The 13,112-nt window shown below is 65.2% G+C and carries 14 protein-coding genes and 2 riboswitches; of the genes, 13 read left to right on the forward strand and 1 reads right to left on the reverse strand.

Going from position 1 to position 13,112, the window contains the following annotated elements; translation table 11 throughout:
- Nucleotides 1–275 precede the first annotated feature (275 nt).
- Entirely contained in the window at nucleotides 276–647 is a 372-nt protein-coding gene (locus NTCA1_RS02220; protein ID WP_201282394.1) for a hypothetical protein, read from the forward strand.
- Between the two features lie 70 nt (nucleotides 648–717).
- Here NTCA1_RS02220 and NTCA1_RS02225 read toward each other — a convergent pair whose 3' ends face one another.
- On the reverse strand, nucleotides 718–2,142 hold the full coding sequence (locus NTCA1_RS02225; RefSeq protein ID WP_086490377.1) for a sigma-54 dependent transcriptional regulator: 1,425 nt from the start codon (nucleotides 2,140–2,142) through the stop codon (nucleotides 718–720).
- Nucleotides 2,143–2,406: 264 nt separating this feature from the next.
- Between NTCA1_RS02225 and NTCA1_RS02230 the strand changes: the two genes are divergently transcribed.
- From NTCA1_RS02230 to NTCA1_RS02285, 12 genes are all read left to right on the forward strand, one after another.
- Nucleotides 2,407–2,532, forward strand: a complete 126-nt coding sequence (locus NTCA1_RS02230) for an aa3-type cytochrome c oxidase subunit IV (protein ID WP_086490376.1) — start codon at nucleotides 2,407–2,409, stop codon at nucleotides 2,530–2,532.
- 2 nt (nucleotides 2,533–2,534) lie between these two features.
- On the forward strand, nucleotides 2,535–3,665 hold the full coding sequence (locus NTCA1_RS02235) for an NAD(P) transhydrogenase subunit alpha (protein ID WP_159827837.1): 1,131 nt from the start codon (nucleotides 2,535–2,537) through the stop codon (nucleotides 3,663–3,665).
- Nucleotides 3,666–3,705: 40 nt separating this feature from the next.
- Nucleotides 3,706–4,032 (forward strand): NAD(P) transhydrogenase subunit alpha, encoded by a 327-nt coding sequence (locus tag NTCA1_RS02240; RefSeq protein ID WP_159827839.1) that lies wholly within the window; start codon nucleotides 3,706–3,708, stop codon nucleotides 4,030–4,032.
- Nucleotides 4,032–5,444, forward strand: coding sequence for an NAD(P)(+) transhydrogenase (Re/Si-specific) subunit beta (locus NTCA1_RS02245; RefSeq protein ID WP_086490373.1), 1,413 nt, complete (start codon nucleotides 4,032–4,034; stop codon nucleotides 5,442–5,444). The genes NTCA1_RS02240 and NTCA1_RS02245 overlap by 1 nt, the downstream gene beginning before the upstream one ends.
- A gap of 23 nt (nucleotides 5,445–5,467) precedes the next feature.
- Complete coding sequence (locus NTCA1_RS02250; RefSeq protein ID WP_159827842.1) at nucleotides 5,468–5,785, forward strand: hypothetical protein; 318 nt, start codon at nucleotides 5,468–5,470, stop codon at nucleotides 5,783–5,785.
- A gap of 42 nt (nucleotides 5,786–5,827) precedes the next feature.
- Nucleotides 5,828–7,000: a deoxyguanosinetriphosphate triphosphohydrolase gene (locus NTCA1_RS02255; RefSeq protein ID WP_159827845.1), complete on the forward strand. Its 1,173-nt coding sequence runs from the start codon at nucleotides 5,828–5,830 to the stop codon at nucleotides 6,998–7,000.
- Nucleotides 6,993–7,700: an NAD(P)H-binding protein gene (locus tag NTCA1_RS02260; RefSeq protein ID WP_159827848.1), complete on the forward strand. Its 708-nt coding sequence runs from the start codon at nucleotides 6,993–6,995 to the stop codon at nucleotides 7,698–7,700. Before NTCA1_RS02255 ends, NTCA1_RS02260 begins: the two co-directional genes overlap by 8 nt.
- A gap of 90 nt (nucleotides 7,701–7,790) precedes the next feature.
- A riboswitch (glycine riboswitch) is annotated at nucleotides 7,791–7,894 on the forward strand.
- A 1-nt stretch (nucleotide 7,895) separates the two neighbouring features.
- Nucleotides 7,896–8,015, forward strand: a riboswitch (glycine riboswitch).
- Nucleotides 8,016–8,049: 34 nt separating this feature from the next.
- Nucleotides 8,050–9,183: a glycine cleavage system aminomethyltransferase GcvT gene (gene gcvT / locus NTCA1_RS02265; protein ID WP_236549047.1), complete on the forward strand. Its 1,134-nt coding sequence runs from the start codon at nucleotides 8,050–8,052 to the stop codon at nucleotides 9,181–9,183.
- Between the two features lie 12 nt (nucleotides 9,184–9,195).
- Nucleotides 9,196–9,567, forward strand: a complete 372-nt coding sequence (gene gcvH, locus NTCA1_RS02270; protein WP_159827854.1) for a glycine cleavage system protein GcvH — start codon at nucleotides 9,196–9,198, stop codon at nucleotides 9,565–9,567.
- Nucleotides 9,568–9,598: 31 nt separating this feature from the next.
- Complete coding sequence (gene gcvPA, locus NTCA1_RS02275; protein WP_159827857.1) at nucleotides 9,599–10,957, forward strand: aminomethyl-transferring glycine dehydrogenase subunit GcvPA; 1,359 nt, start codon at nucleotides 9,599–9,601, stop codon at nucleotides 10,955–10,957.
- Nucleotides 10,954–12,555 (forward strand): aminomethyl-transferring glycine dehydrogenase subunit GcvPB, encoded by a 1,602-nt coding sequence (gcvPB, locus tag NTCA1_RS02280; RefSeq protein ID WP_086490366.1) that lies wholly within the window; start codon nucleotides 10,954–10,956, stop codon nucleotides 12,553–12,555. The genes gcvPA and gcvPB overlap by 4 nt, the downstream gene beginning before the upstream one ends.
- A 4-nt stretch (nucleotides 12,556–12,559) precedes the next feature.
- Nucleotides 12,560–13,075, forward strand: coding sequence for a DUF1453 family protein (locus NTCA1_RS02285; protein ID WP_086490365.1), 516 nt, complete (start codon nucleotides 12,560–12,562; stop codon nucleotides 13,073–13,075).
- Nucleotides 13,076–13,112: the final 37 nt, after the last annotated feature.

A 13,112-nucleotide genomic window follows, 5' to 3' on the forward strand; every position in this document is an offset into this window, starting at 1 on the left:
GTCGCGGCAGGCGTGACTTCTTTGCAAGAGAATGCGCGTGGATCGCGATATTAGACACTGAAAATTCGCGACAATTGTGGACGCCGGATGAACCGCAACTTGCCCTTCGATGAACGATGCGGCGCCGGTGTGTGAACTGGTGGACGCATGGCGCCGGGCGTCCCGGAAGCGGCTCGTTTCGTCCCGGAGGCGGGAGGGAAATGCTGGGTAGGCTCGTTGCACTTTCCAAACGCGGGCAATCGGGCCTGCGTCGTCAAGCGAAAGGGAGTTTCGCAATGAAGCAGACCAATCGTCCCCGCACCGCGCTTCTCGCGCTCGCCGCCGTCCCGGTTCTGGGGCTGCCTGTTGCTGCTACGGCCGTGCAACCAATGATGTACGAGCAGAAGGTGGCGCGCCACGAGGAATCGCTGGTGATCCAGAATCCGATCGGCGGCGTCCAGAACAGCAAGTGGTACGACTATCGCATCAACGTCAACGAGAGCCGCAAGGAACTCGCGAGCGACTTGCGCCATGCTTCCGACATCGAGGATCAGCGCGATGCCTGGGACGAATACGGCACCGAGCTTCACCAGGAGCGCGGCAAGTATGTGAAGTACATGAGCAAGCGCGGCTACCGCGTGCCGCAGGTCTTTTTCGAAAACCTGTAACGCGCTTTACAACCTCGCATAAGATGCCGGCGAGCCAGTGCTCGCCGGCATCTTAGCATTGAAGGACCCGTTACGCCGCGTTGTCGATGCCGAGTTCGCCGAGCTTGCGATAGAGCGTGGAGCGGCCGATGCCGAGGCGCCGTGCCACTTCGGTCATGCGGCCCCGGTAGAGACCGATGGCCAGGCGGATGACGTCGGCCTCGATCTCGTCGAGCGGGCGCAAGTTGCCGTCGGCGGTATAGAGCATGACGCCCGAGCTTTCCTGCATCGGATTGCCCGCTACCGAAGCGGGGCCGGTGCCCAGGATATTGAGAAGCTGCGGAAAATCTTCCGATGTCAGGGCGTCGCCGTCGCAGAACACGGCGGCGCGGAACAGCACGGCCTGAAGCTGGCGGACATTGCCCGGCCAGTCGTAGGCAGCGAGCAGGGACAGTGCGCCGTCGGTGATGCCCAGTTCGCGCAGGCCCGGCTGCTCGCCGATGCGGGCGAGGAAGAAGCGGGCGAGGGCAGGGATATCGCCGGTGCGTTCGCGCAAGGGGGGGAGGCTGACCTTGGTGGGCGACAGCGCTTCCAGCAGTTCGGGCAGGAAATGCCCCTCGGTGACGAGATCCTGCAAGGGCAGGTTGCTGGCGGCGATCAGGCGGGCATCGATGCGGAAGGAATGGCGCGCGCCGATCGGCCGCACGTCGCTCTTGCGGATCGATTCCAGCAGCCGTTCCTGCACGGAAAGCGGCAGGCGGTCGATCTCGTCGAGGGCAAGCGTTGCCCCGTCGCAATGCTGGAGCGCGCCGATCTGGCGTTCGAAAGCGCCGGGGAAGGCGCCCTTTTCATGGCCGAACAGGGCGGATTCGATGGAATTGGCAGGAAGGCCGCCGACATTGACGATCCGCAGCGGCGATTTAGAACGCGGGCTGGCTGCATGCATCGCCCGGATCAGCATTTCCTTGCCGGAACCCGTCTCGCCTTCGATCAGTACCGGTCCGTGCCCTCGCGCGGCCTTGGCGGCGACCGCCAGGGCCTTTCGGAAGTTCGGCGCAGCCCCGATCATCGATTCGAAATCGGGATTGGAGGGCATCTTTTCCGTGAGCGGCGCAAGTTCGTCGCGCGGGGCCTCGCGCGTGGTGGCCGAACGCAGGGCATGCATCAGCCGGTCCGGCGCGACCGGCTTGACGAGATAGTCGGTAGCCCCGGCGCGCATCGCTTCCACCGCCAGGAGCGGGGAGGTGCTGGCTGTCAGCATGAGGATTGGCAGCGCAGGACGGCGCGACTTGAGTTCCGCGATCAGCGTGCAGGCGTCGTCGCCGGGCACCCATTGATCGAGGATGATCGCGGAAAGCTGCATGCCCTGGCGGGTGCCGAGCGTGGCGATCGCGGTCTCGGGATCGCGCGCGATGACCGTGCGCCAGCCCTCCCGCGCGGCAAGCGCCGAGATCAGGCGGCTCTGGGCCGGCTCATCGTCGATGAGCATGAGGAGGCGTTGTTCCTGTTCCGCCATAATGTCACCCGCCCGTGTCGCCTCCTTGGTGTCGCCCTTTCCGCCCTATGGGAAAGCGGTAAAGACGAAATTAAGGCTCGGGTCGTTTCATCGCAGGGAAAGCGTAGTTTTTCGCTTGCCGGCGTGGAGGAAATCCTGGCGACCCGATCTTCTTTTCTCCGGTTTCGGCAGAACCGGCGATGAACCGCTTATCACTTGAGCACCGATCGAGTCACCGCTAAATATCGTGTATCAAACGGCAATAAGCGAAGAGGATTCCTGTTCATGGCTGCAGGCAACGACATCAAGGCCGCTACCGAGACTTACAACGGCTTCGTCAAGGTTACTGCCTGGAGCACCGGCATCGTCATCCTGATCGTGGCCTTCGTCGTCAGCCTGATCGCCGGGTAACCGTGGCGGCAGGCACGCGGATCGCGGTCCTGCGGGAGCGCGCATCCGGCGAGACGCGGGTTTCCGCCACGCCTGAAACGGTCAGGAAGCTGATCGCTCTCGGGGCGGCGGTCTGCGTGGAAGCGGGCGCCGGTCTGCCGAGCAGCATCGCCGATGCGGATTATCTTGCGGCCGGAGCCGAAACCGGATCTGCGGCCCAGGTTCTGGCCAAAGCCGACATCGTTTTCGGCGTGCAGGCCCCCGACCCGGCCTTGCTGGAGGGGGTGACGCCGGGCGCCTGGATCGTGGGCGCGCTCGATCCGTTCGGTGCGCCGTCGCGGATAGAGGCTTATGCTGCCGCCGGGCTGGAAGCGCTGGCCATGGAATTCATGCCGCGCATCACCCGCGCGCAATCGATGGATATCCTCTCCTCGCAATCCAACCTTGCCGGGTACAAGGCCGTGCTGGTGGCCGCCAATCTCTATGGCCGCGCGTTCCCGATGATGATGACCGCTGCCGGAACGGTGAGCGCGGCGCGGGTTTTCGTGATGGGCGTGGGCGTGGCAGGACTTCAGGCGATCGCCACGGCGCGCCGTCTGGGCGCGCAGGTTTCCGCCACCGATGTGCGCTCGGCCACGAAAGAGCAGATCCTTTCCCTTGGCGCCAAGCCGATCTTCGTGGAAAGCCTCGGCATCGAGGGAGAAGGCTCCGGCGGCTATGCCTCGGAAATGAGCGAGGAATACCAGCGGGCGCAGGCCGAGCTGGTTTCGGGCCATCTCGCGAAGCAGGACATCGTCATAACCACCGCGCTCATTCCGGGCCGCGCGGCGCCGCGCCTGATTTCGGACGAGCAGATCGCCGCGATGAAGCCGGGCAGCGTGATCTTCGACCTGGCCGCACCGCAAGGCGGCAATGTCGAAGGCTGCGTGGCCGACGACGTGGTGGAGCGGCACGGCGTGAGGATTGCAGGCTATTCGAACACGCCTGCGCACCTGCCAGCCGACGCTTCGGCGCTGTTCGCGCGCAACCTGTTCAACTTCGTGTCCGCCTTTTGGGACAAGGATCTGGGAAGGCCGGTCCTCGACGAGGAAATCGGCGGCGCCATCCGTCTCACCCAGGGCGGCAGAGTGGTCCATCCCAGGCTGACGGCCTGAAGCGCCCTGAAGCGGTGAGGAAAAAAGAGGAAGCAGGCTCATGGATTTCATCTCGATCCTGTCGATCTTCGTACTGGCCTGTTTCGTGGGCTACTATGTCGTCTGGTCGGTCACGCCGGCGCTGCATACCCCGCTCATGGCCGTTACCAATGCCATCTCCTCGGTGATAGTTGTCGGCGCTCTGGTCGCCAGCGCGGCGGAGGGTTCGCCGCTGGCCAAGTGGCTGGGACTGGGCGCGGTCGTGCTGGCCAGCGTCAATATCTTTGGCGGTTTCGCCGTTACCGAGCGCATGCTGGCGATGTACCGGAAGAAGGGCGCGCCTAAGACCGGCGCGCTCAAGACCGGCAAGGGCGGAGGCGGGCGCTGATGGAGGTCCATGCCCTGAACCCCTGGATCGCCGCCGCCTACCTCGTCGCCGGGATCTGCTTCATCCTCGCGCTGCGCGGACTGTCGTCTCCCGCCACCAGCCGCCGCGGCAACCGCTACGGCATGATCGGCATGGGCATTGCGGTCGCGACCACGCTGGTGACGCACGAGATCGCCAGCCTGCCGGAAATCCTCGTCGCCATCGCCATCGGCGGAGGCATCGGCTTCGTGATCGCCCGGCGCATCCAGATGACGGCCATGCCGCAGCTCGTCGCCGCCTTCCACTCGCTGGTCGGTCTTGCGGCAGTGCTGGTGGGTATCGCGGCCTACTACAATCCGGCGGCGTTCGGCATTCTGGAGCCGGGCGGGCTCGATATCCTGAAGGGCAGCCGGATCGAGATGGGGCTGGGCGTCGCCATCGGCGCGGTCACCTTTTCCGGTTCGGTCATCGCTTTTGCCAAGCTCAACGGCAACATGAGCGGCGCGCCGATCCTGCTTCCGGCGCGCCACGTCATCAATCTCGGTGCGCTACTGGCCATCGTCGTGCTCGTCGGCCTGTTCCACCGCAGCACCCCGGAACTGTTCTGGGCCATCGTGGTGCTGAGCTTCGCCATCGGCTTCCTACTGATCATTCCGATCGGCGGCGCGGACATGCCGGTGGTCGTCTCGATGCTCAATTCCTATTCGGGCTGGGCCGCCGCCGCCATGGGCTTCACGCTCCACAACACGGCGATGATCATTACCGGCGCCCTGGTCGGATCCTCGGGCGCGATCCTCAGCTATATCATGTGCAAGGCGATGAACCGCAGCTTCCTTTCGGTGATCGCCGGTGGTTTCGGCGCGGAATCCGGCGCAGGCGGTGCTGCGGCCGCCAGCGACCGCCCCTGGAAGCGCGGCTCGGCCGAGGATGCGGCCTTCCTCATGAAAGAGGCCGAGAACGTCATCATCATCCCCGGCTACGGCATGGCCGTGGCACAGGCCCAGCACGTGCTTCGGGAGATGGCAGACCAGCTCAAGGCCCACGGCGTCAGCGTGAAATATGCGATCCACCCGGTCGCGGGCCGCATGCCCGGCCACATGAATGTCCTGCTGGCCGAGGCCAACGTGCCCTACGACGAAGTCTTCGAACTGGAAGACATCAACGGCGCGTTTGCCCAGTGCGATGTCGCCTTCATCATCGGCGCGAACGACGTGGTCAACCCCGCCGCCAAGACCGACAAGACCTCACCGATCTACGGCATGCCGGTGTTCGACGTGGAAAAGGCCAAGACCATCTTCTTCATCAAGCGGTCGATGGGCGGGCAGGGCTATGCCGGGGTGGACAACGAGGTCTTCTACATGGACCAGACCATGATGCTTCTCGCCGACGCCAAGAAGATGGTCGAGGATATCGTGAAAGCGCTGGCGGACTGATCGCGGGGCTCTATAGGGCCGCCATGCTGCGTATTCTCAAGCGAATCCTCCTGCTCGCCGGTCTTCTCGCGGTGCTGGCAGTGGGCGTGCATCTCTATGCCGGATGGCGGGTGCGATCCGCTCTGGTCGAGGCCGGAATGTCGGACCGGGTCGCCACCTGTATGTCGAAGCGCATGGTCGAGCGGCTCAGCCTGCCGCAACTGATCAGGCTCCAGAAACTGGAGGGCGACAAGAAGACCATCGGGGCCTGGGTCCGGGCCGTGAAGGCGGTGGACGACAGCGAGGTCATTCTCGTGACGACCTCCTCGGCGGCCTTGTGCAGGACCGGACTTGCTCGCTAGTAGGACGCCGAGAGCAAGCCTGCTTCCAGGAAAGACACCAGCTTGACCCCTGAACATACCCTTGCGCCTTACGCCTCCGATCCGGCCCGATCGCGCGGTCGCGAATTCCCCGTCGGCACGGGCCTGCCGCGCGGCCAGCGCAGCCCCTATCAGCGTGACCGCGACCGGATCGTCCATTCGATTGCGTTCCGCCGCTTGCGCTACAAGACCCAGGTCTTCATCGCCCCGGACGGCGATCACTACCGCGTGCGCCTGACGCACAGCCTGGAAGTGGCCCAGGTCGCCCGCGTGATCGCCCGCATCCTGGGGCTGGACGAGGACCTGACCGAAGCGCTCGCGCTGGCCCACGATATCGGCCACCCGCCTTTCGGCCATGCCGGTGAAGAGGCGCTCGACGCGGCGCTCCACAAGGCGGGCGGGTTCGATCACAACGCCAATTGCCTGCGCACCCTTATGCGGATCGAAAACCCCTATTGCGAGCATGACGGGCTGAACCTGACATGGGAGACGCTGGAGGGCCTGGCCAAGCACAACGGCCCGGTTTCCGAGCCGAACTGGGCGCTGGCCGAACTCGACGCCGCCTATGGGCTGGAGCTGGGCACTTATGCTTCGCTCGAAGCGCAAGTCGCGGCCCTTTCGGACGACATCGCCTACGACAACCACGACATCGATGACGGCTTGCGCGCCGGTTTCCTCGATCTCGACGAACTGCTCGCCCATCCCTTCATCGTCCCGCGCTGGGCCGATGTGGAGCGGCGCTATCCCGGCGTCCCGCGCGACCGTCAGCTTGCCGAGCTGATCCGAAGCCAGATCGGCTTCATGGTCAATGACTTGCTGGCCGAAACGCAGAAGCGCCTGATCGGCATCGAAAGCGTCGATCAGGTCCGCAATGCCGGTCGCCAGCTCGTGGCTTTCTCGCCGGAAGTCGAGGAAGGGGAGCGCCAGTTCAAGCGCTTCATGTACGAGAAGCTCTATTATCACCCCGAGCAGCTCGAAACCGCGCGCCGCGCGCGTGCGCTGCTGGCGGAACTCTATTCGGCCTACTCGCAGGAGCCGGTGCTGATGGAGGAGAGCTGGATCGACGGGCTTCCGCGCCACGAACCCGCCCGCAGCCGTCACATTGCGGACTATATCGCGGGCATGACCGACCGCTATGCCATTTCCTGCCATGCCCAGATCTACGGCAGCACGCCCGAAGGCCTGCGGAATGTATGAGGCGCCGGTGCAAGTGGCAGGTGCCGCTGCAAGGCGGCTCTGCCTCGTCGGTGCCAGCGGTCTCGTCGGATCGGCGGTGATCGAGGAAAGCCGGGGTCGCCCGGACGTGAGGGTCATCGGCGTCGCCCGGCGCGAGGTTCCCCTGCCGCAGGGTGCGCGTCTGGAGATCCTTGTGGGTGCCACGTCCGACTGGCCCGAACTGATCGCGGCCGCCCACGGCGACGTGCTGGTCTGTGCGCTGGGAACGACGCGAAAGACGGCGGGCAGCGACGCGGCTTTCCGGGCAGTCGATCACGATCTCGTGCTGGAGGTAGCCGCGGCGGCCCGCAAGGCGGGGATCGGCCACATGATACTGGTATCCTCGGTGGGCGCCGATCCCGCGAGTTCGAACCTCTATCTGCGCACCAAGGGCGAGACCGAGGACGCGCTCGGCAAGCTGGGTTTCGCGCGTCTCGACATTCTGAGGCCGGGGTTGCTGCGCGGCAGGCGGGAAGAGGGGCGTCCGCTGGAAATGGCAGGGCAGATGGTTGCACCGCTCGCCGATCTCCTGGTGTTTCATGCAAGGCTGCGGCGGTTTCGCTCGATTGCTTCCGTCCGGCTGGCGCAAGTGATCCTGTCGCTCGGCAAGGAAGACGCGCCCGGTCGTTTCGTCCATGAGCACGATTCCTTTGCCGAAATCCTGCGCGATTATCGATCCTGACGCGGATTTCCGGTTTTGGTGGAAATTGTGACGCAGTGCAGCGCGATTGCGTTGACTTGCGCGCGGTGCTCACTCAATTGACGAGATATCGCTGACAGCGCGGGAGAGACCTGCTGATTCGCATTCGCGAAACGGTGGGCGCCGAAGGAGCAACCGCCCCGGAATCTCTCAGGCAAAAGGACCGCGCAGCGTCGATAGCGAGACTCTGGAAAGTGTCTCTTCCTTCGGGATGAGGCCGCCGACGGTGTAACTTTGGCTTGTCGTTCAACGGCTTGCTGGAGGAAGCTCTCAGGTTTCCGTGACAGAGGGGGCACCTGGAATGGTGTACCGAACTGTGCGGAGTCATGTCTTGAGCGAATATCCGATTTCCGATTCCGATCAGGAACCCGAAGAACTGGCCCCGCTGCTGCTGCCGCTCGACGGCTGGCACCGTGAACGCGGCGGCCGCATGGTCGAGTTCGCGGGATACACGATGCCCGTTCAGTACGAAGGCATCATGGCCGAGCATCTCTGGACGCGCGAGAGCGCCGGGCTGTTCGACGTCAGCCACATGGGCCAGCTCTACATCTCCGGCGAGGGCGTGGAAGCCGCGCTGGAAGCCGCCCTGCCGATCGATCTCTCGACGCTGAAGACTGGCTCGGTGCGTTACTCGCTCCTGCTCGACGAAAACGGCGGCATCCTGGACGACCTGATGGTCACGCGCTGGGAAAGCGGTTTCTATCTCGTCGTCAACGGCGCGACCAAGTGGGACGATATCGGCACCCTGCGCGAATATCTCCCGGACGACATCACGCTCAATCACCTCGATGACAACGCCCTGCTGGCGCTTCAGGGGCCGAAGGCCGCCGAAGCGCTGGAGCGTCATGCACCCGGCGTTTCCGCGCTGACCTTCATGAAGGGCAGCACCTTCAAGCTGGGCGGCGTCGATGCCTGGATCAGCCGTTCGGGCTATACCGGCGAGGATGGCTTCGAGATCGCCATTCCGGGCGAATCCGCGGCGATGATCGCGGACCTGCTCTGCGGCGAACCGGAAGTGAAGCCGATCGGCCTCGGCGCGCGGGATTCGCTGCGCCTGGAAGCCGGTCTTCCCCTCTACGGCCATGATATGGATCCCGAGCGCGGCCCGGTCGATGCCGGTCTTGCCTTTGGCATCAACAAGCGCCGCCGTCTCGAAGGCGGGTTCCCGGGCAGCGAGCGCGTCCAGCGCGACTTTGCCGAGGGCACCGCGCAGAAGCGCATCGGGCTCAAGCTCGATGGCCGTCAGGCCGCGCGCGAGGGCGCCAAGGTTTTCCATGGCGAACAGGAGGTTGGCGTCGTTACTTCAGGCGGTTTCTCGCCATCGCTCCAGCATCCCATCGCTATGGCCTATGTCGATGCAGCCGTTGCTGCGGACGGCACAGCCCTTTCCATCGAATTGCGGGGCAAGAAGCTCGACGCGACAGTCGCGGCCATGCCCTTCGTCCCCAACCGCTATCACCGCTGAGGATACCTACCCATGACCCGTTATTTCTCGCAAGAACACGAGTGGATCGAAATCGAGGGTGACCTCGGCACCGTGGGCATCACCGACTACGCACAGGGCCAGCTTGGCGACATCACCTTCGTCGATCTGCCGGAAGCCGGTGCGACCTTCGGCAAGGGCGACTCCGTTGCCGTGGTGGATTCGGTGAAGGCCGCTTCGGACGTCTACACGCCGGTTTCGGGCACGATCGCCGAAGCCAACGGCGCGCTGGCCGATGAGCCGGAACTGGTCAACACCCAGGCTGAGACCGGTGGCTGGCTGTTCCGCGTCACTCTGTCGGACGCTTCGGAGCTCGAAGCTCTGATGGATGAAGCTGCTTACAAGCAGTACGTCGAAAGCCTCTGATTTACCGATATAATTCACGGAGTATCGCCGCTTGCGCTACCTGCCCCTGACTCCCGCCGATCGCGCCGAAATGCTCGGCGTCATCGGTGCCGACACGGTTGACGATCTGTTCGTCGACGTGCCCGCCGAGGCCCGGCTTTCCGGCCCTATCGAGGGGCTGCCCGCCCACGCCAGCGAAATGGCGGTGGAGCGGCACATGTCCGCGCTTGCGGCCAAGAACCTCTCGGCAGGCACCGCACCGTTCTTCATCGGCGCCGGTGCCTATCGCCATCACGTCCCCGCCTCGGTCGATCACCTGATCCAGCGCGGCGAGTTCCTGACTGCCTACACGCCTTACCAGCCGGAAATCGCGCAGGGCACGCTGCAGGTGCTGTTCGAGTTCCAGACCCAGGTCGCACGCCTGTTCGGGACCGATATTGCCAACGCCTCGATGTACGACGGTTCGACCGCGTGCTGGGAAGCGATCCTCATGGCCAGCCGCATCACCCGCAAGGACCGCGCGGTGCTCTCCAGCGGTCTGCACCCGCACTACGCCGAAGTGGTGCGCACCATGGCCAAGTTCACCGAAGACGACATCGTCTCGCTGAAGGCCCAGCTGGTGGCCGAGGCCGATGACGCCGCCGTGATCGCCGCGATCGACGACAAGACCTCCTGCGTCGTCGTCCAGTACCCGGACGTGATGGGCCGCATTCCCGATCTGGCCGCGATTGCCGATGCCGCGCATGCCAAGGGCGCGCTGCTGGTGGTGGTCGTCACCGAGCCGGTGGCACTGGGCATGATCGAGGCGCCGGGCGCTCTTGGCGCCGATATCGTCGTGGGCGAAGGCCAGTCGATCGGCGTCGGCCTCCAGTTCGGCGGTCCGTACCTCGGCCTGTTCGGTTGCCGCGAGAAGTTCGTACGCCAGATGCCGGGCCGTCTCTGCGGCCAGACCGTGGATGCCGAGGGCAAGCGGGGCTTTGTGCTGACACTCTCCACGCGCGAACAGCACATCCGCCGCGAGAAGGCGACCAGCAACATCTGCACCAACTCCGGCCTCTGCGCGCTGGCCTTCAGCATTCACCTGACCCTGCTGGGCGGTGAAGGCCTGGCCCAGCTTGCCGCCGTGAACCACGACAAGGCGCAGGCCATGATCGAGCGTCTGGCCAAGGTGCCGGGCGTGAAGGTGCTGAACGATGCCTACTTCAACGAGGCTACGCTGGTGCTGAACCGCGATGCCCGCGAAGTCGTTCGCGAACTGGCCGACCGCAAGGTGCTGGGCGGCGTCTCGCTCGGCCGCCTGTTCCCCGATGACAGCGATCTGCATAACGGTCTGCTGGTGACGGCGACCGAGACCGTGACCGACGAGGATATCGAAACATTCGCTCGTGAGCTTGAAGGAGTGCTGGCATGAACGCGGTAAACGCAAGTGGTTGGCGCCCTCAGATGGGTGAAGCCGGTGAGGGCGCTGGCTTCAAGACCGCCTCGGGCGACTATGGCCTGATGCTGGAAGAAGCGCTCAGCTTCGAACTCGGCTCTTCCGAGAAGTGCGGCGTCGATCTCGACAAGCCCAGCCGTCCGGCGGCTGCGGGCCTGTCGAAGTTCCTGCGCAAGTCGGCTCCGGCGCTTCCCGGCCTGACCGAGCCTGAAACCGTACGCCACTACACCCGCCTGTCGCGCCAGAATTACGCGATCGACCTCGGGCCGTTCCCGCTCGGCTCGTGTACGATGAAGCACAACCCGCGCCTGAACGAGAAGATGGCCCGCCTGCCGGGCTTTGCCGACGTTCACCCGCTCCAGCCGCAGAAGACGGTCGAGGGCGCGCTGGAAGTGATCGAGCAGTTGGCCGATTGGCTGATCACGCTGACCGGCATGGCATCGGTTGCGATGAGCCCCAAGGCCGGTGCGCATGGCGAGCTTTGCGGCCTGCTCTGCATCCGCGCCGCGCTCGACGCGCGCGGTGAGAAGCGCGACGTGGTGTTGGTGCCTGAGAGCGCCCACGGCACCAACCCGGCAACCGCCGCTTTCGCGGGCTTCAAGGTGCAGTCGATCCCGGCGACCCCGGAAGGCCGCGTCGATGTCGAGGCGCTGAAGGCCAAGCTGGGCCCGAACGTGGCCGGCGTGATGATCACCAACCCCAACACCTGCGGCCTGTTCGAGCCGGAGATGAAGGCGATTGGCGATGCGGTTCACGCAGCCGGCGGCTACGTCTACTGCGACGGTGCGAACTTCAACGCCATCGTCGGCAAGGTGCGCCCCGGTGACCTGGGCGTCGATGCCATGCACATCAACCTGCACAAGACCTTCTCCACCCCGCACGGCGGTGGCGGCCCCGGTGCCGGCCCGGTCGTGCTGTCCGAAGCGCTGGCGCCGTTCGCGCCGCTGCCCTTCGTCAGCCGCGGTGAAGATGGCCGCGTCCACCTCGTCGAAGAGGAAAACGCGGGAGAGGGCCATGCGCAGGCATTCGGCCGCATGGTCGCCTTCCACGGCCAGATGGGCATGTTCACCCGTGCGCTGACCTACATCCTCAGCCACGGCGCGGACGGTCTGCGTCAGGTTGCCGAGGACGCGGTGCTCAACGCCAACTACGTCCTGCGTTCGTGCGAGGATCTGCTGCCGGCACCCTTTGCCAAGAGCGGCCCGTGCATGCACGAGGCGCTGTTCAGCGATGCCGGTCTGGCCGAGGGCTTCTCCACGCTGGACATCGCCAAGGGCCTGATCGACGAGGGCTTCCACCCGATGACGGTCTACTTCCCGCTGGTGGTGAAGGGCGCGATGCTGGTCGAGCCGACCGAGACCGAGAGCAAGGCGGGCCTCGACCGCTTCATCGGTTCGCTGCGCAGCCTTGCCCAGCGCGCCAAGGACGGCGACCAGAGCTTGCATAGCGCACCGCACTTCGCACCGCGTCGTCGGCTTGACGAAACGCTGGCCGCGCGCAAGCCTGTGCTCGTGTGGCAGGGCACGCCGGGTGAGCCGGGGACGCCTTCGCTGAGCGAGATCGGGGGAAGCTGAACATATGGGGGGAAACGGATATGCGGGCTGGCTGCCGCTGCTGATATTCGCCGGGGTAATGGCCTGGCGGTTCCGCAGCCTTGAAAAGGCCAGGCCGCTCCGTCTCCCCCTGCTATGGGTAGCGCCGCTGATCGTCACGGCGGCGATCAGCCTCGCGCTTTACGGGATGCCGCCCAGCCTTCCCGGTTGGGTGGCCCTGGTCGCCGGGTTCGCGATAGGCGGCGGCATCGGCATGCAGCGTTCGCGGCTCATGCGCCTGCACGTCGAAGGCGAGGGTGCCGAGGCGCGGGTGATGATGCGCCAGTCCCCTCTCGCGCTCATTCTTGTGCTGGTAGTCTTCGCAGCGCGGCGCATGATCCTGCCGGGCGGGATGACGGTAGGGGCGGGGCCGGAAGCGGCAAAGGCCCTGCTGATGACGGATGCCATGCTGGGCCTCGTGCTGGGCATGGTGGTGATGAGCCGCCTGGTCCTCTGGCGCCGGGCGCGGGCCATGGTGGCCGATCACATTTTCGATAGCTGACCAACGATCAAGGCGCGAAACCCATCCGGTTCCGCGC

The organism is Novosphingobium sp. TCA1 (genome assembly GCF_009811895.1).
In the GTDB taxonomy this organism is placed as follows: Bacteria; Pseudomonadota; Alphaproteobacteria; order Sphingomonadales; family Sphingomonadaceae; genus Novosphingobium; species Novosphingobium panipatense_A.